At 60.6% G+C, this 24192-nt stretch carries 22 protein-coding genes and 3 pseudogenes; 19 read left to right on the forward strand and 6 right to left on the reverse strand.

Features of this window, described 5'->3' with window-relative positions; genetic code table 11:
* Window positions 1-93: 93 nt before the first annotated feature.
* The 6 genes and pseudogenes from coaBC (at window position 94) to AYR47_RS06095 (ending at window position 6462) form a co-directional block, all read left to right on the forward strand.
* Window positions 94-1302 (forward strand): bifunctional phosphopantothenoylcysteine decarboxylase/phosphopantothenate--cysteine ligase CoaBC, encoded by a 1209-nt coding sequence (gene coaBC, locus AYR47_RS06070; RefSeq protein WP_061434599.1) that lies wholly within the window; start codon window positions 94-96, stop codon window positions 1300-1302.
* A 5-nt stretch (window positions 1303-1307) separates the two neighbouring features.
* Window positions 1308-1763, forward strand: a complete 456-nt coding sequence (gene dut, locus AYR47_RS06075) for a dUTP diphosphatase (RefSeq protein ID WP_010207501.1) — start codon at window positions 1308-1310, stop codon at window positions 1761-1763.
* Window positions 1764-2009: 246 nt separating this feature from the next.
* Window positions 2010-3426 (forward strand): annotated as a pseudogene (locus AYR47_RS06080) (phosphomannomutase/phosphoglucomutase); the annotation flags it as partial.
* A 19-nt stretch (window positions 3427-3445) separates the two neighbouring features.
* On the forward strand, window positions 3446-4351 hold the full coding sequence (gene argB / locus AYR47_RS06085; RefSeq protein WP_033901948.1) for an acetylglutamate kinase: 906 nt from the start codon (window positions 3446-3448) through the stop codon (window positions 4349-4351).
* A 78-nt stretch (window positions 4352-4429) separates the two neighbouring features.
* Window positions 4430-5605, forward strand: coding sequence for a type IV toxin-antitoxin system AbiEi family antitoxin (locus AYR47_RS06090; protein WP_237142535.1), 1176 nt, complete (start codon window positions 4430-4432; stop codon window positions 5603-5605).
* Window positions 5593-6462 (forward strand): hypothetical protein, encoded by an 870-nt coding sequence (locus AYR47_RS06095; RefSeq protein WP_061434601.1) that lies wholly within the window; start codon window positions 5593-5595, stop codon window positions 6460-6462. The genes AYR47_RS06090 and AYR47_RS06095 overlap by 13 nt, the downstream gene beginning before the upstream one ends.
* Window positions 6463-6557: 95 nt before the next feature.
* Here AYR47_RS06095 and pyrE read toward each other — a convergent pair whose 3' ends face one another.
* Window positions 6558-7202 (reverse strand): orotate phosphoribosyltransferase, encoded by a 645-nt coding sequence (gene pyrE / locus AYR47_RS06100; RefSeq protein WP_010168197.1) that lies wholly within the window; start codon window positions 7200-7202, stop codon window positions 6558-6560.
* Between the two features lie 82 nt (window positions 7203-7284).
* Here pyrE and AYR47_RS06105 point away from each other — a divergent pair, with 82 nt between their 5' ends.
* Window positions 7285-8064, forward strand: a complete 780-nt coding sequence (locus AYR47_RS06105) for an exodeoxyribonuclease III (protein ID WP_003195493.1) — start codon at window positions 7285-7287, stop codon at window positions 8062-8064.
* A 58-nt stretch (window positions 8065-8122) separates the two neighbouring features.
* Here AYR47_RS06105 and AYR47_RS06110 read toward each other — a convergent pair whose 3' ends face one another.
* Window positions 8123-8491: a DUF4870 domain-containing protein gene (locus AYR47_RS06110; protein ID WP_033901131.1), complete on the reverse strand. Its 369-nt coding sequence runs from the start codon at window positions 8489-8491 to the stop codon at window positions 8123-8125.
* A gap of 22 nt (window positions 8492-8513) precedes the next feature.
* On the reverse strand, window positions 8514-9236 hold the full coding sequence (gene rph / locus AYR47_RS06115) for a ribonuclease PH (protein ID WP_003213280.1): 723 nt from the start codon (window positions 9234-9236) through the stop codon (window positions 8514-8516).
* 185 nt (window positions 9237-9421) lie between these two features.
* Between rph and AYR47_RS06120 the strand changes: the two genes are divergently transcribed.
* The 6 genes and pseudogenes from AYR47_RS06120 to AYR47_RS06145 all read left to right on the forward strand — a co-directional run bounded on the left by AYR47_RS06120 (window position 9422) and on the right by AYR47_RS06145 (window position 14719).
* On the forward strand, window positions 9422-10285 hold the full coding sequence (locus AYR47_RS06120) for a YicC/YloC family endoribonuclease (RefSeq protein WP_016975929.1): 864 nt from the start codon (window positions 9422-9424) through the stop codon (window positions 10283-10285).
* Between the two features lie 10 nt (window positions 10286-10295).
* Window positions 10296-10916 (forward strand): guanylate kinase, encoded by a 621-nt coding sequence (gene gmk / locus AYR47_RS06125; protein WP_033901130.1) that lies wholly within the window; start codon window positions 10296-10298, stop codon window positions 10914-10916.
* Window positions 10917-11083: 167 nt separating this feature from the next.
* Window positions 11084-11347: a DNA-directed RNA polymerase subunit omega gene (gene rpoZ, locus AYR47_RS06130; protein ID WP_003176920.1), complete on the forward strand. Its 264-nt coding sequence runs from the start codon at window positions 11084-11086 to the stop codon at window positions 11345-11347.
* 60 nt (window positions 11348-11407) lie between these two features.
* Complete coding sequence (spoT, locus tag AYR47_RS06135) at window positions 11408-13513, forward strand: bifunctional GTP diphosphokinase/guanosine-3',5'-bis pyrophosphate 3'-pyrophosphohydrolase (RefSeq protein WP_016975931.1); 2106 nt, start codon at window positions 11408-11410, stop codon at window positions 13511-13513.
* A gap of 24 nt (window positions 13514-13537) precedes the next feature.
* Entirely contained in the window at window positions 13538-13918 is a 381-nt protein-coding gene (locus AYR47_RS06140) for a RidA family protein (protein ID WP_003176922.1), read from the forward strand.
* 56 nt (window positions 13919-13974) lie between these two features.
* Window positions 13975-14719, forward strand: a pseudogene (locus AYR47_RS06145) (hypothetical protein).
* Window positions 14720-14750: 31 nt separating this feature from the next.
* Here the strand turns inward: AYR47_RS06145 and AYR47_RS06150 are convergent.
* Window positions 14751-15608, reverse strand: coding sequence for an SDR family oxidoreductase (locus AYR47_RS06150; protein ID WP_061434603.1), 858 nt, complete (start codon window positions 15606-15608; stop codon window positions 14751-14753).
* A 188-nt stretch (window positions 15609-15796) separates the two neighbouring features.
* On the opposite strand from AYR47_RS06150, the gene exbB reads away from it, so the two are divergent.
* From exbB to AYR47_RS06180, 6 genes and pseudogenes are all read left to right on the forward strand, one after another.
* Window positions 15797-16765, forward strand: coding sequence for a tonB-system energizer ExbB (gene exbB / locus AYR47_RS06155; protein WP_033901123.1), 969 nt, complete (start codon window positions 15797-15799; stop codon window positions 16763-16765).
* A 6-nt stretch (window positions 16766-16771) separates the two neighbouring features.
* Window positions 16772-17197 (forward strand): TonB system transport protein ExbD, encoded by a 426-nt coding sequence (gene exbD, locus AYR47_RS06160; RefSeq protein WP_003195519.1) that lies wholly within the window; start codon window positions 16772-16774, stop codon window positions 17195-17197.
* A complete protein-coding gene (locus AYR47_RS06165; protein WP_016975935.1) occupies window positions 17194-17943 on the forward strand; it encodes a TonB family protein in 750 nt (249 codons plus the stop codon). The genes exbD and AYR47_RS06165 overlap by 4 nt, the downstream gene beginning before the upstream one ends.
* 144 nt (window positions 17944-18087) lie before the next feature.
* Window positions 18088-19008 carry a hydrogen peroxide-inducible genes activator gene (locus AYR47_RS06170; RefSeq protein WP_016975936.1) on the forward strand — a complete coding sequence of 307 codons (921 nt, stop codon included), beginning with the start codon at window positions 18088-18090 and terminating at the stop codon, window positions 19006-19008.
* Between the two features lie 8 nt (window positions 19009-19016).
* Window positions 19017-21092, forward strand: coding sequence for an ATP-dependent DNA helicase RecG (gene recG / locus AYR47_RS06175; RefSeq protein WP_038843570.1), 2076 nt, complete (start codon window positions 19017-19019; stop codon window positions 21090-21092).
* 77 nt (window positions 21093-21169) lie between these two features.
* Window positions 21170-22571, forward strand: a pseudogene (locus AYR47_RS06180) (aminoacyl-tRNA deacylase and HDOD domain-containing protein).
* Window positions 22572-22703: 132 nt separating this feature from the next.
* Here AYR47_RS06180 and AYR47_RS06185 read toward each other — a convergent pair.
* Together AYR47_RS06185 and tagQ are read right to left on the reverse strand one after the other, a co-directional pair.
* Complete coding sequence (locus AYR47_RS06185; protein WP_010207528.1) at window positions 22704-23078, reverse strand: hypothetical protein; 375 nt, start codon at window positions 23076-23078, stop codon at window positions 22704-22706.
* Between the two features lie 124 nt (window positions 23079-23202).
* Window positions 23203-24132: a type VI secretion system-associated lipoprotein TagQ gene (gene tagQ, locus AYR47_RS06190; protein ID WP_033901114.1), complete on the reverse strand. Its 930-nt coding sequence runs from the start codon at window positions 24130-24132 to the stop codon at window positions 23203-23205.
* Between the last annotated feature and the right edge of the window lie 60 nt (window positions 24133-24192).

Here is a 24192-nt window from a genome sequence, read left to right on the forward strand (position 1 = left end):
TCGTAGGCCCTCTTTTTTGCGTGTGATTTCCCCTGGGGAGGGGGCATCGCAGGCGTCACTGAACTGGCATCACTGAACTGGAAAGGCAAACCAATGCAGCGTCTGTATCGGAAACGCATCGTTCTCGGCGTTGGCGGCGGCATTGCCGCCTACAAGAGCGCAGAACTGGTTCGCAGGCTCCTGGACCAAGGCGCCGAAGTGCGCGTGGTCATGACCCGCGGTGGCAGTGAGTTCATCACCCCGCTGACCATGCAAGCGCTGTCCGGCCACCCGGTTCACCTGGACCTGCTGGACCCGGCAGCCGAAGCCGCTATGGGCCATATCGAGTTGGCCAAATGGGCCGACCTGGTACTGATCGCCCCGGCCACCGCCGACCTGATCGCCCGCCTGGCCCAAGGCATCGCCGATGACCTGCTGACCACCCTGGTACTGGCCACCGACGCCACCGTCGCCATCGCCCCGGCCATGAACCAGGCCATGTGGCGCGACCCGGCCACCCAGGCCAACACCCAGCTCCTGCAAAGCCGTGGCCTCAAGGTGTTCGGCCCGGCGTCCGGCAGCCAAGCCTGCGGTGACGTCGGCATGGGCCGCATGCTTGAAGCCACCGACCTCGCACTCTGTGCGGCGGACTGCTTCCAACACCTGGCCCTGACCGGCAAGCACGTGCTGATCACCGCCGGCCCGACCCAGGAAAATATCGACCCGGTGCGCTACATCACCAACCATAGCTCAGGAAAAATGGGCTTTGCTTTGGCTGAAGCGGCGGTCGAGGCAGGCGCGCGCGTCACCCTGATCACCGGCCCGGTGCATTTGCCGACCCCGGATCGGGTCACGCGAATCGACGTAGTCAGCGCCCGCGACATGCTGGCAGCCTGTGAGGCGGCCATTCCGTGCGACCTGTTCATCGCCTCGGCAGCGGTTGCGGACTACCGCCCGGAAGTGGTCGCCCCGCAAAAGCTTAAGAAGGACCCTACAAGCGGCGACGGCCTGCTCCTGCAAATGGTGCGCAATCCAGACATCCTGGCCACCATTGCCACCCGTGCGGACCGTCCGTTCAGTGTCGGCTTCGCCGCCGAGACCGAGCATTTGCTGGACTACGCCGCACGCAAATTGAAAGACAAAAACCTCGACCTGATCGTTGCCAATGATGTCGCCAACCCGAGCATCGGCTTCAACAGCGAGGAAAATGCCTGCAGCGTGATCGACCGCGACCTGCACGCCACCCTTTTCGCCCAGACCAGCAAGGGCAAGATTGCCCGCCAACTGATCTCTTTTATCGCCCAACGGCTGAACCAGGTTTAATTTCCATGCACGCTTTGCAAGCCAAGATCCTCGACCCACGCATCGGTAACGAATTCCCACTGCCGGCCTACGCCACGCCAGGCTCCGCCGGCCTGGACCTGCGCGCCATGCTCAAGGAAGACACCGTCCTTGAACCGGGCCAGACCCTCCTGATTCCGACCGGCCTGTCGATCTACGTGGGCGACCCTGGCCTGGCGGCGCTGATCCTGCCGCGCTCCGGCCTGGGCCACAAACACGGCATCGTGCTGGGCAACCTGGTCGGCCTGATCGACTCGGACTACCAGGGCGAACTGATGGTGTCGTGCTGGAACCGTGGCCAGACCGCCTTCAACATCGCCGTCGGCGAGCGTATTGCCCAACTGGTCCTGGTGCCAGTGGTGCAGGCGCACTTCGAACTGGTAGAGGAATTCGATGAAACCCAACGCGGCGCAGGCGGTTTTGGGCATTCCGGCAGTCACTGACTAAGCTGAACCTGGCCGGGCGCCGTTGCCCGGCCAGACGCCACCGCTGGGCTTTTCAGGACGAAGAATGCGCGGATTTTATCAGCGAGATTTCTCCATAGAAATCAAAGCATTACGCAGACATCAAGACGGAGCCAGCGCTCCGATGGCATTTTTGCACCACGAACTCTCTGCCGAAAACACCGTCATACCCTTCAGTTTGAGCCTGCCGGTCAGCCACATTAAGGCCAGCCTTGCCCCTTTCAGATGGAGTTTCCCCCCGCGATGAGTACCGCAGCCCGCGTAGCCCCGACATTCCCCGACAGCATCTTTCGCGCCTATGACATCCGTGGCGTGGTGCCCAAGACCCTGACGGCCGAAACCGCCTACTGGATTGGCCGTGCCATCGGCTCCCAGAGCCTGGCCCCAGGACGAGCCGAACGTTTCGGTCGGCCGTGACGGTCGCCTGTCCGGCCCGGAGTTGGTGGAGCAACTGATCCAGGGCCTGGCCGACAGCGGTTGCCATGTCAGCGATGTGGGCCTGGTGCCGACGCCCGCGCTGTATTACGCCGCCAACGTCCTGGCCGGCAAGTCCGGGGTGATGCTGACCGGCAGCCATAACCCGTCGGATTACAACGGCTTCAAGATCGTCATCGCTGGCGACACCCTGGCCAATGAACAGATCCAGGCCTTGCACGACCGCCTGAAAAACAACGATCTGACCAGCGGCAAGGGCACCATCACCCAAGTCGACATCCTGCAACGCTACTCTGATGAAATCACCCGTGACGTCAAACTCGCGCGCCGCCTCAAAGTGGTGGTGGATTGCGGCAACGGCGCGGCTGGCGTGATCGCCCCGCAGCTGCTCGAAGCCCTGAACTGCGAAGTGATCCCGTTGTTCTGTGAAGTCGACGGCCACTTCCCCAACCACCACCCGGACCCAGGCAAGCCGGAAAACCTGGTGGACCTGATCGCCAAGGTCAAGGAAACCGGGGCTGACGTCGGCTTGGCCTTTGACGGTGACGGCGACCGCGTCGGCGTGGTGACTGAGACCGGCGAGATCGTGTTCCCCGACCGCCTGCTGATGCTGTTTGCCCGCGACGTGGTGGCGCGCAACGCCAACGCCGAGATCATCTTCGACGTGAAGTGCACCCGCCGCCTCACGCCACTGATCAAGGAATATGGCGGTCGCCCGCTAATGTGGAAGACCGGTCACTCGTTGATCAAAAAGAAAATGAAGGAAACCGGCGCGCTGTTGGCCGGCGAAATGAGCGGCCACGTGTTCTTCAAGGAGCGCTGGTTCGGCTTTGACGACGGTATTTACAGCGCCGCGCGGTTGCTGGAGATCCTCAGCAAGGAAAAATCCACGGCTGAAGAGCTGTTCCAGACCTTCCCGAACGATATTTCTACGCCAGAGATCAATATCCATGTGACCGAGGAGAGCAAATTCAGCATCATTGACGCACTGCACGATGCGCAATGGGGCGAAGGCGCCAACCTGACCACCATTGATGGTGTGCGAGTCGATTACGCCAAAGGCTGGGGCCTGGTTCGCGCGTCCAACACCACTCCGGTGCTGGTCCTGCGTTTCGAGGCGGATACCGAGGCTGAGTTGCAGCGCATCAAGGACGTGTTCCACGCCCAGTTGAAACGTGTTGCCCCTGATCTCCAATTACCGTTCTGATTTTTTACCGGAGCCCTGAATGACCCTCGAACGCGAAGCCGCTGCCAACACTGCCAAGGTCCTGTCCGAAGCGTTGCCTTACATCCGACGCTATGTCGGCAAGACGCTGGTGATCAAGTACGGCGGCAATGCCATGGAAAGCGACGAGCTGAAAACCGGCTTTGCCCGCGACATCGTGTTGATGAAAGCCGTGGGGATCAACCCGGTGGTGGTGCACGGCGGCGGCCCGCAAATCGGCGACCTGCTCAAGCGCTTGTCGATCGAGAGTCACTTCATCGATGGCATGCGCGTCACTGACGCGCAGACCATGGACGTGGTGGAAATGGTGCTCGGTGGCCAGGTCAACAAGGACATCGTCAACCTGATCAACCGCCACGGCGGCAGCGCCATCGGCCTGACCGGCAAGGACGCGGAGCTGATCCGCGCGAAAAAACTGACGGTGACCCGTCAGACACCGGAAATGACCCAACCGGAAATCATCGACATCGGCCAAGTGGGCGAAGTGGTTGGCGTAAACACCGACCTGCTGAACCTGCTGGTCAAAGGCGACTTCATTCCGGTGATCGCGCCGATCGGCGTGGGCGCCAATGGCGAGTCCTACAACATCAACGCCGACCTGGTGGCCGGCAAGGTGGCCGAAGCATTGAAAGCTGAAAAGCTGATGCTGCTGACCAACATCGCCGGCCTGATGGACAAAGAAGGCAAGGTATTGACCGGCTTGTCCACGCAACAAGTGGACGAGTTGATCGCCGACGGCACCATCTACGGCGGCATGCTGCCGAAGATCCGTTGCGCGCTGGAAGCGGTGCAAGGCGGCGTGGGCAGCTCGTTGATCATTGATGGCCGGGTACCGAATGCGGTATTGCTGGAGATCTTCACGGATACCGGCATGGGCACGCTGATCAGTAACCGCAAGCGTCCTTAACGGCTACAAACAAAAAGGCCCCGCTCAATCTGATTGAGCGGGGCCTTTTTATTTGTGGCAGGCGTTATCGAAATCTGATTGATTTCACTACTAATCGATTTTCAACATTCGCTGAAATTATTAATTTCAGTGAAAATTCTCGACAGATTTCACTGCTTTGGTTATTTTCAGCACTTGTTGAAAATGGTGAAATCAATGAAAGAGTTCGAAATCCGCTCAAGGGATGCCCTGCGAAATCTCCTGAGCAAAGTGCCGATCCTCAAGATTGAAAACCTGAAACTGCCTTCACCTTCAGAGGGGTGGACGCCCGACTGCATTGTCGAGATAACCGTCTCGGGAAGGTCGCATGCTCTGGTCTGCGAGGTAATAGCAAGCGGCCAACCCAGATTTATAAGTGCGGCGATACTTCGGCTTCGCGACTATTTGAACAAACAGCGGACACAGGCAACGCCCGTTGTGGTCGCGCCTTATCTGTCGCCCATTGCCAGACAGGCATGCCGGGAAAGAGAGGTGGGGTATCTGGATCTGGAGGGCAATGCGTGGATCTCGTTCGGTGGCGTATCCATTGACCATCAAGTCGCTGACAAGCCGTCCTCAGAACGCAGAGAGCTGAAGTCTTTCTTCAAACCAAAGTCAGCACAGATCATACGCACGATGCTTCGAGATCCGGGCCGAGCCTGGCGCGTGGTCGAACTGTCCGAAGCTGCCGGAGCGAGCCTGGGGCAAGTCAGTAATGTCCGAACAGCACTCCTGAATAGAGAATGGGCCCGGACGACAAACGATGGCGTAAACCTATCCGACCCTCAATCTCTCCTAGACGCTTGGGCCGAGACATACGAGCCTCCAGCAGGAGACCGTAAATTCTTCTATACCGCCTTGCACGGTAGAGCATTGGAAAATGCGGCGCGTAACGCCATTGGAGAAATAAGCGGCGGGCACGCGCTTTTTTCGTCTTTTTCTGCCGCCCAATGGCTCGCCCCCTATGCCCGTATCAATACGAATTACTTTTTTGCCGACCGTGAAGGGTTAGAGAGGCTGGTCAAAGCATTACAGTTGGTTCCCGCATCAACGGGAGAAAACGTAGTGATCACCTTACCCAAAGAGGAAGGGCTTCTACTCGACGCCATTGAACCCGCACCGGGTGCCATATGTACCAGCCTGGTTCAGACCTACCTGGATCTATCAGTTGCAGGAGAGCGCGGGAAAGAAGCTGCCGAATACTTGAGACAGGAAAAACTGACATGGTCTCGTTAGTCCCTCAAGAACCCCAGTCTGCTTCAGATTATGACGACAGAACCACGACCGCCGTGAAAGCAGTGTTAGTGGAAATCGGTCAAATCCTCGGCTCTTTCAAAGGAAAGTTTGCAGTGATCGGCGGAGCAGTGCCTTGGCTTCTGCTTGCGAATGACGATATGCAACACGTTGGAACCCTTGATGTCGATTTGAGCCTGAACGCAGAAGCACTGGGTGATGGCGAATACGCGACATTGATCGAAGCACTGATGGGCAACGGGTATCAACAGAGAGGAGCGCTTCGCAGATTCCAACTCGTTCGCCAGGTGCCCGCGGAGGACGGCGGACCGGCGATAGATGTGATCATGGACTTCTTGATGCCGCGTGACGCCGAAATCATCCAGAACAAACCTCCTATCCTCAACGACTTTGCTGTTCAGCGTGCTGACGGTGCCGACTTGGCAATGCGCTTCTACCAAATGGTTGCCATTGAGGGTCCCATGCCCACGGGTGGGAAAAATCGCGTAGAAGTCGCCGTATGTTCTATCCCCGCACTCTTGGCAATGAAGGGGTATGCGCTGAATGGAAGGCACAAACAGAAGGACGCCTATGACATCTACTACTCCGTCCGCAACTTTCCCGACGGTGTCGAAGCGCTCGCAGAGGAATGTCGATCAGTGCTTGAAACGGGCAGCGGAGAGCAGGGATTTCAGTTCATCGGAGAAAAATTTGCTACCCATGATGGCTATGGCCCGACGGCGGTAAGACGATTCGTCGAAGACAGCCAGATTCTGGGAGGTCGCACACCAGACCAATGGCAGCAAGATGCTTTTGGGCAGGTGGATACCTTATTGCGCGCCTTACGACTTCGGGACTAATAAAACAAAAAGGCCCCGCTCAATCTGATTGAGCGGGGCCTTTTTATTTGTGGCGAGGGAGCTTGCTCCCGCTGGGCTGCGCAGCAGCCCAGAAATCAGACGCCGAACTGCTCGCGGTACGCCTTCACCGCCGGCAGGTGTTGCTTGAGCTGCGGATCATCCTCCAGGAACTGCAGCACCTGGTTCAGCGACACGATGCTCACCACGGGAATGCCGAAATCGCGCTCCACTTCCTGGATGGCCGACAATTCACCGTTGCCGCGTTCCTGGCGGTTCAGCGCAATCAGCACGCCGGCAGCCTTGGCGCCATCCTGGGAGGCGATGATCTGCATCACTTCGCGGATCGCAGTACCAGCGGTGATCACGTCGTCGATGATCAGCACGTCGCCCTTGAGCGGAGCTCCGACGAGGCTGCCGCCTTCGCCGTGGGCCTTGGCTTCTTTACGGTTGAAGCACCATGGCAGATCCTGGCCATGATGTTCAGCCAGAGCCACGGCCGTCGCGGCCGCCAGGGGGATACCCTTGTAGGCTGGGCCGAACAGCACGTCGAAGGAAATACCGCTTTCAACGATGGCCGCCGCATAGAAACGACCCAGCTGAGCCAGGGCCGAACCCGAGTTGAACAAGCCTGCATTGAAGAAGTACGGGCTGGTGCGCCCGGACTTCAAAGTGAACTCACCGAAGCGCAAAACGCCGCGATCGATGGCAAAACGAATGAAATCGCGTTGATACGCCTGCATGAAAAAAGCCTCAGATACCACGGATTTAGCTAATTAGGTAGACGGCGTGTATCATACACGCACGCGATTTTTGGGGCCATTTATGCGGATCATCAGTGTGAACGTTAATGGTATTCAGGCTGCAGTCGAGCGTGGTTTGCTCAGTTGGCTGCAAGCCCAGAATGCCGACGTCATCTGCCTGCAGGATACCCGCGCCTCCGCCTTTGAACTGGACGACCCAGCCTTCCAACTGGATGGCTACTTCCTTTATGCCTGCGATGCCGAAGTGCCCACCCAAGGTGGCGTGGCTTTGTATTCGCGGTTGCAACCCAAGGCGGTCATCAGCGGCCTCGGCTTCGAGACAGCCGACCGCTACGGGCGCTACCTGCAAGCCGATTTCGATAAGGTCAGCATCGCGACCTTGCTGCTTCCTTCGGGGCAGAACGGCGATGAAGACTTGAACCAGAAGTTCAAGCTAATGGACGATTTCGCCCGTTACCTGGATAAACAGCGACGCAAACGTCGCGAGTACATTTATTGTGGCTCGCTGTACGTGGCGCAACAGAAGCTGGATATCAAGAACTGGCGCGACAGCCAGCAATCCCCGGGTTTCCTGGCGCCGGAACGCGCCTGGATGGACGAGATTGTCGGCAATATGGGCTATGTGGATGCCCTGCGCGAAGTCAGCCGCGAAGGCGACCAGTACAGCTGGTGGCCGGACAACGAACAGGCTGAGATGCTCAACCTGGGCTGGCGTTTCGACTACCAGTTGCTGACTCCAGGTCTGCGCCGGTTCGTGCGCAGTGCACGCCTGCCGCGCCAGCCACGCTTCTCGCAGCACGCGCCGCTGATCGTGGACTACGACTGGACACTGACCATCTGAGGTCTTTTTCCAGGCACAAAAAAACCGACATCGCTGTCGGTTTTTTTGTGGGCGCTCATTATTTGATCACACGCCAGGTCAACGGGTAGCGATAGGCGATCCCTTTGTTGGCCTTGATGCTGCCGATGATGGTCAGCACGATCGTGGCGATCGCCAGGGCAAACATCAGGAAAAACCCAACTATCGTGAACGCCAGTACGATGCAGGCTATCCAGGCGATGGCCACGGTGATCTGGAAGTTCAAGGCTTCCTTGCCCTGATCATCAATGAACGCGTCCTTTTCTTTCTTCATCTGCCACAGGATCAGCGGCCCCACGACACTGCCGAAAGGGAACACAAACCCGAGAAACGCCGCGAGATGGCACAACATCGCCCCCTGCCGTACTTCATAGGAAGGCATCGGCACAAGTTCTTGGTTGTCATTCATGGCGCTTCTCCTTGAGGCGGGCTCAGTCAGCCAGGGCGGCGTTCTGCAGCTCGAAGATTTCAGTCATGCCTTTCTGGGCCAGGGCCAACATGGCGTTCAAGTCGGCCGGCTGGAATGGCGCGCCTTCGGCGGTGCCCTGTACTTCGATGAAACCACCGGTGCTGGTCATGACCACGTTCAGGTCGGTCTCGGCAGCCGAGTCTTCCAGGTAGTCCAGGTCCAGTACAGGTTCGCCCTGGTACATGCCTACCGATACGGCAGCGATCATTTGCTTGAGCGGGTCACCGCCTTTCAGGCCGCCACGCTTCTTGATCACTTTGAGTGCATCAACCAGGGCCACCATGGCGCCGGTGATGGACGCGGTGCGTGTGCCGCCGTCGGCCTGGATCACGTCGCAGTCGACGTACAGGGTCACGTCGCCCAGCTTGGACATGTCCAGGGCTGCACGCAGGGAGCGACCGATCAGGCGCTGGATTTCCAGGGTACGGCCGCCCTGCTTGCCACGGCTGGCTTCACGCTGGTTACGCTCGCCGGTGGCGCGCGGCAGCATGCCGTACTCGGCGGTCAACCAACCCTGGCCCTGGCCTTTGAGGAAACGCGGCACGCCGTTTTCGACGCTGACGGTGCAGATGACCTTGGTATCGCCAAACTCGACCAGTACAGAACCCTCGGCGTGTTTGGTGTAGTTGCGGGTGATGCGGATCGAGCGGAGCTGATCGGCAGCGCGACCACTTGGACGTTTCATAGGGAGACACCTGTACTGAGGACGAAAAACTGCCGAGCATTATAGAGCCGCGAGCCGATTCGGGGCACTGCTAAAAAATCCGGTTACGAATGCTCGGGTTTGGGCGTGTCCGCCCCACTGCGCTACAATCCTGCGCCATCTTAATCATCAGCCCGTGTTTGCGGGCTGCAACGCGAGGTACCTCCATGGTGCACAGCATGACCGCCTTCGCCCGCGTCGAAAAAGCCGGCGTCCAAGGCACCCTGAGCTGGGAATTGCGCTCGGTCAACAGCCGTTACCTGGAGCCGCACCTGCGCCTGCCGGAATCGTTTCGCGACCTCGAAGGCGCCGTGCGTGAAGCGCTGCGCCAGGGCATTTCCCGCGGCAAGCTGGAATGCACCCTGCGGTTTACCGAAGAAACCACCGGCAAAGCCTTGCAGATTGACCGCGACCGCGCCGCGCAACTGGTCGCCGCCGCCGAAACCATCGCCGGTCTGATCAAGCAGCCGGCCGCGCTCAACCCGCTGGAAGTGCTGGCGTGGCCCGGCGTGCTGGTGGCCGATGCTACCGACCCGCAAGCCCTCAACGCCGAAGCCCTCGCCCTGTTCAACCAGGGCTTGAAGGAGCTCAAGGCCGGCCGTGAGCGCGAAGGTGCCGAACTGGCCCGCCTGATCAGCGAGCGCCTGACCGCCATTGAAGAAGACGTGGTCACCCTGCGTGAGCTGGTGCCGCAAATGCTCGCCACCCAGCGCCAGAAGGTGCTCGACCGCTTCACCGACATGAAGGCCGACCTCGATCCGACGCGCCTGGAACAGGAAATGGTCCTGCTCGCGCAGAAGAGCGACGTCGCCGAAGAACTTGATCGCCTGAGCACCCACATCCTCGAAGTGCGCCGCGTGCTCAAGTCCGGCGGTGCCGCCGGTCGGCGTTTGGACTTCCTGATGCAGGAACTCAACCGCGAAGCCAATACACTCGGCTCCAAGGCGTTCGACCCGCGCAGCACCACGGCTGCGGTCAACCTCAAAGTGTTGATCGAGCAGATGCGCGAACAAGTACAGAATATTGAGTAAGGCAACCTCCATGACCCACAGCACCGGCACCCTGTACATCATTTCCGCCCCTTCGGGCGCGGGCAAAAGCAGCCTGGTCAAGGCCCTGACCGACGCTGACGAGCAGATCCGCATTTCGGTCTCCCACACCACCCGCGCCATGCGTCCGGGTGAGGTGAACGGCGAGCACTATCACTTCGTCGAGCGCACCGAGTTCGTCAAGATGATCGAACACGGCGACTTCCTGGAGCGCGCCGAAGTGTTCGGCAACCTCTACGGCACCTCGCAAAGCCACTTGCAGCAGACCCTGGATGAAGGCCACGACCTGATCCTGGAAATCGACTGGCAGGGCGCCGAGCAAGTCCGCAAGCTGATGCCGCAGGCGCGTTCGATCTTCATCCTGCCGCCTTCGCTGGAAGCTTTGCACCAGCGCCTGACCAACCGTGGCCAGGACAGTGACGAGATCATCGAAGGCCGCATGCGTGAAGCCGTCAGCGAAATGAGCCACTACGTCGACTACGACTACCTGATCATCAACGACGATTTTGCCCACGCACTGGACGACTTGAAGGCGATTTTTCGCACCAATCAGCTCCAGCAAAAGCGCCAGCAACAGCGTTTCGGCAAATTACTGGCCGAACTGCTCGGTTGATTGGCTCTTCCCAAAACCGCTGCAAGGGCTTTACATTGGCACTTGTAGCGGTTTTGCGAGGGCCTGCGAAAAATCAGCGCTTCCCTAAACGCTGGTGATTTTTTAAACTGTTTAGTCCGCTCGCCCAACCGGGCAGCGCGCATCTTGCATTCGCTCCGAGGAATACCATGGCCCGCGTAACCGTTGAAGACTGCCTAGAACACGTGGATAACCGCTTTGAGCTGGTCATGCTCTCTACCAAGCGTGCCCGTCAACTGGCCACTGGCGGCAAAGAGCCCCTGGTCCAGTGGGAAAACGACAAGCCTACCGTTGTAGCCCTGCGTGAAATCGCTGAAGGCCTGATGAGCTACGAGTTCATCGCCAACGCCGAAATCGTTGAAGACGAACCGCTGTTTGCAGCGTTCGAGGACGAGTCCAACGAGGCCGTCTAAGCCTATGCCTGGTCGACGTAGCACGGCGCGGGGTCACAGCCAACGGCAGGAGTTCACACTTTGCCGAGCATAGACGCCCTCGCCGATCGCTTATCGGCCTACCTCGGCCCAGACCAGGTCAACCTGGTCCGCCGAGCGTATTTCTACGCCGAACAAGCCCACGACGGCCAGCGCCGCCGCAGTGGCGAGGCGTATGTCACCCATCCTCTTGCGGTGGCAAATATTCTGGCCGACATGCACATGGACCATCAGAGCCTGATGGCCGCGATGCTGCATGACGTGATCGAAGACACCGGCATCGCCAAGGAAGCGCTCAGCGCGCAATTTGGCGAAACCGTGGCCGAACTGGTCGACGGGGTCAGCAAACTGACCCAGATGAACTTCGAGACCAAGGCCGAAGCCCAGGCGGAAAACTTCCAGAAGATGGCCATGGCCATGGCCCGCGATATCCGCGTGATCCTGGTCAAGCTGGCCGACCGGCTGCACAACATGCGCACGCTGGAAGTGCTGTCCGGTGAAAAACGCCGGCGCATCGCCAAGGAAACCCTGGAAATCTACGCGCCCATCGCCAACCGGCTGGGCATGCACGCCATTCGTATCGAATTCGAAGACCTCGGCTTCAAGGCCATGCACCCGATGCGTTCGGCGCGCATCTACCAGGCGGTCAAGCGCGCCAGGGGAAACCGCAAGGAAATCGTCAACAAGATCGAAGAGTCGCTGAGCCATTGCCTGGCGATCGACGAGATCGAAGGCGAGGTCAGCGGCCGGCAGAAGCACATCTACGGCATCTACAAGAAGATGCGCGGCAAGCGTCGGGCCTTCAACGAGATCATGGACGTGTATGCGTTCCGGATCATCGTCGACAAGGTCGACACCTGCTACCGCGTGCTGGGCGCTGTACATAATTTGTACAAACCACTGCCGGGGCGCTTCAAGGATTACATCGCGATTCCCAAGGCCAACGGCTATCAGTCGTTGCACACCACATTGTTTGGTATGCACGGGGTGCCGATCGAGATCCAGATCCGCACCCGCGAAATGGAAGAGATGGCCAACAACGGCATCGCCGCCCATTGGCTGTACAAATCCAGTGGCGACGAACAGCCAAAAGGCACCCATGCCCGCGCCCGCCAGTGGGTCAAGGGCGTGCTGGAAATGCAGCAACGTGCCGGCAACTCCCTCGAATTTATCGAAAGCGTGAAGATCGACCTGTTCCCGGACGAGGTCTATGTGTTCACGCCCAAAGGCCGGATCATGGAGCTGCCCAAAGGCTCCACGGCGGTCGACTTTGCCTACGCCGTGCACACCGACGTGGGCAACAGCTGCATCGCCTGTCGGATCAATCGTCGTCTCGCACCGCTGTCCGAGCCGCTGCAAAGTGGTTCCACGGTCGAGATCGTCAGCGCACCGGGCGCACGCCCGAATCCGGCATGGCTCAATTTTGTGGTCACCGGCAAGGCGCGCACACACATCCGCCACGCGCTGAAACTGCAACGCCGCTCCGAGTCCATCAGCCTGGGCGAACGCCTGCTGAACAAGGTGCTCAACGGTTTCGACAGCGCCCTGGACAAGATTCCTACAGAGCGCGTGCAAGCGATGCTCCACGAATATCGCCAGGAAACCATCGAAGACCTGCTGGAAGACATCGGCCTGGGCAACCGCATGGCCTACGTCGTCGCCCGCCGCCTGCTCGGCGAAGGCGAACAGTTGCCAAGCCCGGAAGGTCCGTTGGCGATTCGTGGCACCGAGGGCCTGGTGCTCAGTTACGCCAAGTGCTGCACGCCGATCCCGGGCGATCCGATTGTCGGCCACTTGTCGGCGGGCAAAGGCATGGTGGTGCACCTGGACAACTGCCGCAACATCACCGAAATCCGCCACAACCCGGAAAAATGCATCCAGCTCTCCTGGGCCAAGGATGTCACCGGAGAATTCAATGTCGAACTGCGGGTGGAGCTGGAACACCAGCGCGGCCTGATCGCCCTGCTCGCCAGCAGCGTCAATGCAGCCGACGGCAATATCGAGAAAATCAGCATGGACGAGCGCGATGGTCGCATCAGCGTGGTCCAGTTGGTGGTCAGCGTTCACGACCGCGTGCACCTGGCCCGCGTGATCAAGAAACTGCGCGCCTTGACCGGGGTCATCCGCATCACCCGTATGCGTGCCTAATAAACCTCCCACAAGGAGTCATTCATGACCAAGACCGTTATCACCAGCGACAAAGCCCCAGCCGCCATCGGCACTTACTCCCAGGCGATCAAGGCAGGCAACACCGTCTACATGTCCGGCCAGATTCCACTGGACCCAAAGACCATGGAACTGGTTGAAGGCTTCGAAGCACAGACCGTACAGGTCTTCGAAAACCTCAAGTCGGTGGCCGAGGCTGCCGGCGGCTCGTTCAAAGACATCGTCAAGCTGAACATCTTCCTCACTGACCTGAGCCACTTCGCCAAGGTCAACGAGATCATGGGCAAGTACTTCGAACAGCCGTACCCAGCCCGCGCCGCCATCGGCGTTGCTGCCCTGCCAAAGGGTGCGCAGGTTGAGATGGACGCGATTCTGGTCATCGAGTAAAACACCCGGCGCAGCCCCCATAGGCTGCGCCGACTTCGTTTTAAAAGGATTTCATGATGCGCAAAGCGCTTGTAGCCTCATCACTGTTCGCCCTGTTGCTTGGCGGCTGCGCAAGCAACCCTGCCGACCGGGATGTGAGTGGCACCTGGATCAACCAGGTCGCCATCGATGCGGCGGCCAAGGGCGGCCCTTTGCGTGAAGCCTTGCAGAGCTTTGGCCCGAACCTCGAATGGGAGGTCAATACCAAGGCCTCGCAGGCACGCTACTACAACGGTTTTGAAGTAGCGGAAGGCAAGTTGCTGGGTGAAAAGTCCGGCGCCTGGAGTGTGGATTTCTACGGCAGCTCCGCCACCGAACTCAAGCGTAAAGGCAAACAGCTGCTGCAAGTGGCCAACGACAACGAGCCTGAACAGCTGTTCGCCCGCCCCAAAGAGCCCGCACCGGAAGGCGCGCCACTGGGCGCAAACTTCGAGCGCGCACTGTACGCCGCTTATATGGGGGGCGACTGGAAGATCCTCGACGGCTTCGGCAGCGGCGCCATCGTGCAATTCCAGGCTAACGGCAAGGTCGCCGGCCCTGCCGAATGTCGATCAGTACTCGCTGTGCCTGGCGGGCGATTGCGCGTCCATGAGCGGTGGCTACGACAGCATCTGGCTGCAACTGAACGGCCAGGGCAACCCGTGGATTTTTGTGCGCAAGGGTAAGCAACTGGAGATCTTCCAGGCGATCAATACCGCGCAGGCGGATGAGGTGCCTTCGTTTACGCCAGGGCCTCGCCAGTGGCTGCTGGAAAAACAATGATAAAAAAGGAGCCCTTGGGCTCCTTTTTCATTTAACGCTGGCCTTCGAGGATCGCTGCATAGCCTTCCCGATAACTCGGATACGTCGGCGTCCAGCCTAACGCCTTGGCTCGGGCATTGCTGCATTGCTTGCTGCCAGCACGCCGCACACTCGCGTCATCAGCCCATTCGGTCACGCCCAGGTACTCACGCAACCAATCCACTACCTCGGCCAACGGCGCCGGCGCATCGTCGACGCCGATGTAGACCTTGTCCAGCGAACCGCCCTTTTCCACATGCCGCAACAAAAACGCCAGCAAACCCGCTGCGTCTTCCGCGTGAATGCGGTTGCCATATAAAGGTGGGTCGATTGCCACACGGTAGCCTTGGCGAACCTGAGTCAACAGCCATTCGCGACCCGGCCCATAGATACCCGTCAGACGCACAATGCTCGCCGGAATACCGTTGTTGAGTGCGACTTGCTCGGCTTCCAGCATCACCTGCCCAGAATAACCCTTCGCCTGCGTCTCCGACGTTTCGTCGACCCACTCGCCATTCTGCTGCCCGTAAACGCTGCTGCTGGACACAAACAGCAGGTGTTTCGGCTCCTGGCCGTAATCGCCCAGCCACTCCAGCACATGTTTCAGCCCTTCTACATAAGCAGCGCGATAGCCGGCTTCGTCGTGGTCTGTCGCTGCGGCGCAGTACACCAGGTAATCCACCCCGCCGATCGGCCAGGTGTCGGGGCAGTCCTTGTTGAACAGGTCGCCGGCGATGCCGATCACCCCGTCGGGCAGCCGCGAAATATCGCGGCGCAGGCCATGGACCTCCCATTCCGAGGCGAGCAACTGGCTGGCCAGCCGGCTCCCCACATCGCCACATCCGGCAATCACAACAGAAGGCGCAGACATCACAAAACTCCGTACTGAAAGGTCTAGGTTAGCCTTCGCAGATGACAGACGGCCAGAAAAAGCACAAATAAAGTTACTGTATTACTTCTGTTAACAAGAATTACTTGCAATAATAACCGCCCATTTGTCCTCGACCCTCTGGGTCTGGAAGGACGATCACTCATTTTTTTCTCTCAGGTCCGGCCAGCATGACACGTAATACAACCCCCGCTTCGCCAACCAAGCTTCACAGCCCGTCCCGCGCCTGGCGCGCGATTGCTGCGCTGCTGTTCAGCGTACTGCTGGCACCGACCGCCGCATTCGCTGATGCCACCGCACCCGCTACCCCGGCTGCCGCCGAGCAAAACGCCGCGGCACCGGCCGCAGCGCCCGCCGCCGCCGACCCGGCACTGGCAGCTGACCCAGCCGCCGATGACACCGGTGTGGTGCTGGAAGAAGACAACACCCTGGGCATGGCCCATGACCTGTCGCCGTGGGGCATGTACCAGAATGCTGACGTGGTGGTGAAAGCCGTGATGATCGGCCTGGCCATCGCGTCGATCATCACCTGGACCATCTGGATCGCCAAGGGCTTCGAGCTGCTGGGCGCCAAACGTCGTCTGCGTACTGAAATCGTCCACCTGAAAAAGGCCACCACCCTCAAGGAAGCCAGCGAAAGCGCGACCAAGAAGGGCACCCTGGCCAATACCCTGGTGCACGACGCGCTGGAAGAAATGCGCCTGTCCGCCAACACCCGCGAAAAAGAAGGCATCAAGGAACGTGTTGCCTTCCGTCTGGAGCGCCTGGTGGCGGCCTGCGGTCGTAACATGAGCAGCGGCACCGGCGTGCTGGCAACCATCGGTTCCACCGCGCCGTTCGTCGGCCTGTTCGGTACCGTGTGGGGCATCATGAACAGCTTCATCGGCATCGCCAAAACCCAGACCACCAACCTCGCCGTCGTTGCCCCCGGCATCGCCGAAGCCCTGCTGGCGACCGCCCTGGGCCTGGTTGCTGCGATTCCTGCGGTGGTGATCTACAACGTCTTCGCCCGTTCGATTGCCGGCTACAAGGCCCAGGTATCGGACGCGTCGGCAGAAGTCCTGCTGCTGGTCAGCCGCGACCTCGATCACCTGCCTACCGAGCGCAGCTCGCAACCGCACATGGTGAAAGTGGGGTAATCGGCCATGGGCCTGCATTTGAATCAAGGCGACGACGAACTCGTCGAGAACCACGAAATCAACGTCACGCCGTTTATCGACGTGATGCTGGTGCTGCTGATCATCTTCATGGTGGCGGCACCGTTGGCGACCGTGGACATCAAGGTTGACCTGCCCGCGTCCAGCGCAAAACCTGCGCCTCGGCCAGAGAAACCGATCTTCCTCAGCGTCAAGGCGGACCAACGCCTGTTCCTGGGCGAAGAAGAAGTCAAAGCTGAAACCCTGGGGCCGGTGCTCGACGCCAAGACCCAAGGCAAGAAAGACACGACGATCTTCTTCCAGGCTGACAAGGGCGTGGACTACGGCGACCTGATGAGCGTGATGGATGCCCTGCGGGCAGCCGGCTACCTCAAGGTCGGCCTGGTCGGACTTGAGACGGCAGCCAAGAAATGATCACGACGCGCCACAAACTGACGCGTTATGGCACCAGCCTCGCCGTCGTACTGGGCGTGCATGCCGTCGCGATCGCTATCGCGCTTCATTGGTCCGCGCCGCGCACGGTGCAGTTGCCACCGGCTGCCATGGTCATCGACCTGGCACCGATGCCAGCCCCGCCGCCGCCAGCGCCGCCCAAGGTGGTAACGCCGCCGCAACCGCCTGCACCGGTGGAAGAGCTGCCCCTGCCGAAACTGGCCGAGGCGCCCAAGCCAACGATCCAGGTGCCCAAGCCGGTCAAGCCCAAGCCGAAACCGCAGCCGCCAAAACCGGTGGAGAAGAAGATCGAGCCGCCCAAGGAGAAACCCTCCGAGGACCCGCCGAGCGACGCTCCGCCGACCCAGGCACCGGCTGAAAAATCGGCCCAGCCTGTTCCAGGCCCGTCTCCGCAGCAGATCGCAGCGAAGGCTTCCTGGGAAGGCACCCTGCTGGCGCACTTGCAGAAGTACAAGAAGTACCCGCCAGGCGCCCAGGCCCGTGGCAAGGAAGGTTTGAACCGCCTGAAGTTCGTGGTGGATGCCGAAGGCAACGTGCTGTCCTACGAGTTGGTGGGCCGCTCCGGCAACGCCGACCTGGACCGCGCCACGCTGGACATGATCCGTCGTGCCCAGCCGCTGCCCAAGCCGCCGGCAGACATGCTCAAAGGCGGCAGCATCGAGATCGTTGCACCGTTCGTGTACAACATCGAGAAGCGTCGTCGCTGAAAAATGAAGGTGGTGAGGGGGCAACCCTCACCACCCTCAGCAAAATCTGCGTAACTCCCCGCTCAATCCCCAGCAAAGTTCTGATAACGTGCGTCTATCGATTGCAGCCGGTATGCTTGGCCCGCAACCTCATGGACGCCCGCTATGACTCTTACAGAATTACGCTACATCGTTACCCTCGCCCAAGAGCAGCACTTCGGCCATGCGGCCGAGCGTTGCCATGTCAGCCAGCCGACGCTGTCGGTGGGCGTGAAAAAGCTTGAAGACGAACTCGGTGTGCTGATTTTCGAGCGCAGCAAGAGCGCCGTGCGCCTGACGCCTGTGGGCGAAGGCATTGTTGCCCAGGCCCAGAAGGTGCTGGAGCAAGCGCAGAGCATTCGCGAACTGGCCCAGGCCGGCAAGAACCAGCTGACTGCACCGCTGAAAGTCGGCGCCATCTACACCGTCGGCCCTTACCTGTTCCCGCACCTGATCCCGCAACTGCACCGCGTCGCGCCGCAGATGCCGCTGTATATCGAAGAAAACTTCACCCACGTGCTGCGCGACAAACTGCGCAACGGCGAGCTGGACGCGATCATCATCGCCCTGCCGTTCAACGAGGCGGACGTGTTGACCCTGCCGCTCTACGACGAGCCGTTCTACGTCTTGATGCCCGCGTCCCACCCGTGGACGCAAAAAGACACCATCGACGCTGGCCTGCTCAACGACAAGAGCCTGCTGCTGCTGGGCGAAGGCCACTGCTTCCGCGACCAGGTCCTGGAAGCCTGCCCGACCCTGACCAAGGGCAACGACGGCGCCAAGCACACCACCGTGGAATCCAGCTCCCTGGAAACCATTCGCCACATGGTCGCGTCCGGCCTGGGTATTTCGATCCTGCCGCTGTCGGCAGTGGACAGCCATCACTACGCCCCTGGCGTGATCGAAGTGCGCCCACTGACACCGCCAGTACCATTCCGCACCGTGGCGATCGCCTGGCGCGCCAGCTTCCCACGGCCCAAAGCCATTGAGATTCTGGCCGATTCGATCCGCCTGTGCTCGGTGGCCAAGCCGACGGCTGCGAGCTAAGCAACGGTATGACTGAGCTGTCGCAGGTGTCGGTGACGGCACTCAAGGGTGTCGGTGAAGCCATGGCCGAGAAGTTGGCCAAGGTCGGCCTGGAAAACCTCCAGGACGTGTTGTTCCACCTGCCCCTGCGCTATCAGGACCGCACCCGCGTGGTGCCCATCGGCCAATTGCGCCCTGGGCAAGATGCGGTGGTCGAAGGCACCGTGAGCGGTGCCGATGTGGTGATGGGTAAGCGCCGCAGCCTTGTGGTGCGCCTGCAGGACGGCACCGGTGGCCTGAGCCTGCGCTTCTACCATTTCAGCAACGCGCAGAAAGAAGGGCTCAAGCGCGGCACTCGCGTGCGCTGCTACGGCGAAGCGCGGCCCGGCGCGTCGGGTCTTGAGATTTATCACCCGGAATACCGCGCAATCACCGGCGATGAACCGCCGCCAGTCGACACCACGCTCACACCGATCTACCCGCTCACCGAAGGCCTGACCCAACAACGCCTGCGCCAGTTGTGCATGCAGACACTGACGATGCTCGGACCGAAAAGCCTGCCCGACTGGCTGCCGCTGGAGCTGGCCCGCGACTATCAGCTGGCGTCGCTGGACGACGCGATTCGCTACTTGCATCACCCGCCTGCCGATGCCGATGTCGACGAGCTGGCTCTCGGTCATCACTGGGCCCAGCATCGCCTGGCTTTCGAAGAACTGTTGACCCACCAACTGTCCCAGCAACGTCTGCGCGAGAGCATGCGTTCCCTGCGCGCGCCGGCCATGCCCAAGGCCACGCGGTTGCCTGCGCAGTACCTGGCCAACCTCGGCTTTGCGCCGACCGGTGCCCAACAGCGCGTCGGTAATGAAATCGCCTACGACCTCAGTCAGAAAGAACCGATGCTACGGCTGATCCAGGGCGACGTAGGCGCAGGCAAGACCGTGGTCGCCGCCCTCGCCGCCCTGCAAGCGCTGGAAGCCGGTTACCAAGTGGCGTTGATGGCGCCCACCGAGATTCTTGCCGAGCAGCACTTCATCACCTTCAAGCGATGGCTCGAGCCGCTCGGCCTGGAAGTGGCGTGGCTGGCCGGCAAGCTCAAGGGCAAGGTACGCGCAGCGGCACTGGAACAGATTGCCGGCGGCGCGCCGATGGTCGTTGGCACCCACGCGCTGTTCCAGGATGAAGTGCAATTCAAGAATTTGGCGCTGGTGATCATTGACGAACAGCATCGCTTCGGAGTGCAGCAGCGCCTGGCCCTGCGCCAGAAAGGCGTGGGCGGGCGCATGAACCCGCACCAACTGATCATGACCGCCACGCCGATCCCGCGCACCCTGGCGATGAGCGCCTACGCCGACCTCGACACCTCGATCCTTGACGAACTGCCGCCCGGCCGGACGCCGGTCAACACCGTGCTGGTCACCGACACCCGACGTGTCGAAGTGATCGAGCGCGTGCGCGGCGCCTGCGCCGAAGGGCGGCAGGCGTACTGGGTGTGCACGCTGATTGAAGAGTCCGAAGAGCTGACGTGCCAGGCGGCCGAAACCACCTTTGAGGACCTCACCAGTGCTCTGGGCGAGCTTAAGGTCGGGCTGATCCATGGCCGCATGAAGCCCGCTGAAAAAGCCGCCGTGATGGCCGAATTCAAAGCCGGCAACCTGCAACTGTTGGTGGCAACCACGGTGATCGAGGTCGGTGTGGACGTACCCAACGCCAGCTTGATGATTATCGAGAACCCCGAGCGCCTGGGCCTGGCGCAACTGCACCAGTTGCGCGGCCGGGTCGGCCGGGGCAGCGCCGCCAGCCATTGTGTGCTGCTCTACCACCCGCCGCTGTCGCAGATCGGTCGCCAACGCCTGGGCATCATGCGCGAAACCAACGACGGGTTTGTCATCGCCGAAAAAGACCTGGAGCTGCGTGGCCCCGGCGAAATGCTCGGCACGCGCCAGACCGGCCTGCTGCAATTCAAGGTCGCCGACCTGATGCGCGACGCTGACCTGCTGCCGGCCGTGCGCGATGCGGCGCAAGCGTTGCTCGAACGTTGGCCGGATCATGTCAGTCCTTTGCTGGATCGCTGGCTACGCCATGGGCAGCAATACGGCCAAGTGTGACGCCTGACTCACTTAGTCGACCAACACTTGTATCAAGCTGGTTATACTTCGTGGACTGTAAGAAATTGGATCAGGCCATGTCAGAAGTTGCCCTCGCCACAGCCCCACTGACCGCCCCGCCGGTCATTCGGGCTCTGCTCGCAAAACTCGCCATCCCCTACACGGAAGTCACCGACCTACCGGGCCTGAATCCTGCGCGAAAGGTACAGGCCGTATTGCTGGAAGACGCGGTGGGCGCACTGATGGTGCTGTTCCCGCAGAACCAGTTGCTCGACCTCAACCGCCTCGCCGAACTCACCGGTCGCCGCCTCACGGCGGTGTCACCGGACCGCGTCGAACGCATGCTGGGCAAGCACGAACTCAGCCTGCTGCCGGGCTTGCCGCCGCTTACCAGTTCCCCATGCCTGTATGAAGGCAGCCTGCTCAACGAGCCGAGCCTGCTGGTGCATTCGGGTGAAGCTGGCCTGTTGCTGGAGATCTCCAGCGACGCCTTCAAGACGATGCTCACCAAGGCCAGCGCCGGCCACTTCGGCGAGCCGTTGAGCAACATCCGCCCCAACCTCGACCGTCCCAATGATGACCGCGAGGAAATCACCCAGGCGATGCAGGCGTTCACCGCCCGCCGCATCCAGCAACGCCTGGAAGCGACCATCGAGATTCCACCGCTGGCCGACACGGCGCAGAAGATCATCAAGCTGCGCGTCGATCCAAACGCCACTATTGATGACATCACCGGCGTCGTCGAAACCGATCCCGCCCTGGCTGCGCAAGTCGTGAGCTGGGCCGCGTCGCCCTACTACGCATCGCCGGGCAAGATCCGCTCCGTGGAAGACGCCATCGTGCGCGTGCTGGGCTTCGACCTGGTGATCAACCTGGCGCTGGGGCCTGGCCCTGGGCAAGACCTTGAGCCTGCCCAAGGACCACCCGCACCAGTCCACGCCGTACTGGCACCAGTCGATCTACACTGCCGCCGTGATCGAAGGCCTGACCCGCGCCATGCCGCGCGCCCAGCGCCCGGAAGCCGGCCTGACTTATCTGGCCGGTCTGCTGCACAACTTCGGTTACCTGCTGCTGGCTCACGTGTTCCCGCCGCACTTTTCGCTGATCTGCCGTCACCTGGAGGTCAACCCGCACCTGTGCCACAGCTATGTCGAGCAACACTTGCTGGGTATCAGCCGCGAGCAGATTGGCGCGTGGCTGATGCGCTACTGGGACATGCCGGACGAGTTGTCCACCGCGCTGCGCTTCCAGCATGATCCGACCTACGATGGTCAGTACGCGGAGTATCCGAACCTGGTGTGCCTGGCGGTGCGCTTGTTGCGCAGCCGTGGGATTGGCTCCGGGCCGGATGAGGCGATTCCGGATGCGCTGCTTGAGCGCCTGGGGCTGACGCGGGACAAGGCTGAGGAAGTGGTGGGCAAAGTGCTGGATGCCGAGGTGTTGTTGCGTGAGCTGGCCTCGCAGTTCAGCCAAGGCTGAATCTTTAGTCTGTTAGCCCGCTATCGCAGGCAAGCCACCTCCCACACTTGACCGAGTTCCAACGTTGGAATGCCGTCTAGTGTGGGAGCTGGCTTGCCTGCGATGAACCCACCTCGGTCTACCTGAAAAACCTTACTTCTTTTTCTTCGGCTTCAAATACTTGGTCAACCCCTGGAACCAGATCACCAGCGCCGGGTTGCCTTTGATCTGGATCGACTTGTCCTGAATCCCCGTCATGAATGCCAGTTGCTTGTTCTTCGCCTGCATCGTGGCGAAGCCGTAGGCGGCATCTTTAAAGGCGATGGCGAATGCTGGCGACGGGTGAACACCCGAGCGGCTGGTGATGCGCTGGTCTTTGACGATGAAGTGACGGGCAACCTTGCCGTCGAGGGTCTGCAACTGGAACGCCAGGTCTTTATCGCCCAACTGTTGCTGGAAGGCAGGATTGGTGCGGCTGGCTTTGCCCATCATCAGGCCCAGCACCCACAGGAGAAGACGAAATTTCATGCACACGGCCTCGGTGTATTTATTGAGTGGCCGCAGCAGTTTAACGATTTGCAAAAAGAACGCCACCGATCTTGCGCATTAGCGGAAGATCGGCTGGCGTTTGACGCTTATAGCAGCATGTTGCTTAAACGTTCGGGCAAGGCACTGGCGCCCAGTCGGCCAGGTTAGGATCGCGGCAGGTGCCTTCGATCTGCGCCTTACCGGCGCTGGCAACCTGCTTGCTTTCAGCTTGCTTGGCCTGCACGGTCTGGATGCTCTTCTCGGTGGTCACCGCCTCTTTCGGCACGACCGGCAGGTCTTTTTTCTTCGCGACTTTCGGTGGAGTCTTGCCACCCTTCTTGGCCGGGACGACCGCAGGGGCTACGTCTGCCTGGGCCACGGTCACCACGTCATTACGCTGCACACCCACTTGTTGCAGATCTTTTTCGTAGGCCTGGGTGTAGTTGTTCAGGTCTTCGCTGGCTTTGCCGTTGACCGCGACGATCAGGTCATTGGATTCCTTCAGGCCGGACACGATTTCCGCCAGGCGCTTGCGGCCTTCGGTGTCGTTGACGGTCTTGGCCTTGCGGTCGGCCACCAGCTTGGTGAATGCGCTCTGGTAGCACTGCTGCGACGCTTTGGCGTAGGCGGTGCTGCGGTCGATGTCGGAGGCGCTTTTGTTGAAATCGGTGGAGTAGGAGGCAATGCGCTGGTTGTCATCGCTGATCTGCTTCTGACGCTCGGTGTAGTAACCCGCAGCGCCGCCGGCCAATGCGCCACCCGCTGCGCCGATGGCGGCGTTACGGCCACGCTTGTCAGAGTCGCCGGTCAGGGCGCCCAGCAGGGCACCGCCAGCGGCGCCAATGGCTGCGCCGGTCACGACCGACTTGGTCATGTCCGAATCGGTCGCGCGCAGGTGCTGCACCGGCTCGTAGCAGTTCGGGTAGTACTCGACCTTGGTGCTCGACGCGACCTTGGAGGCCGGCGACGTGGCGCAACCGGTCAACACAGTGCTGAAACCGGCCGCGATCAGCAGCAAGTGACGCTTGGAAACCGCCTTACGGGAAAAAAGCATAGGTGTGTTCTCGTTTAAGTTTGACTTGCCCAGCACGGCCCACCGCCGCCTGAGTCCCTT

This window comes from Pseudomonas azotoformans (genome assembly GCF_001579805.1).
GTDB lineage: Bacteria > Pseudomonadota > Gammaproteobacteria > Pseudomonadales > Pseudomonadaceae > Aquipseudomonas > Aquipseudomonas azotoformans_A.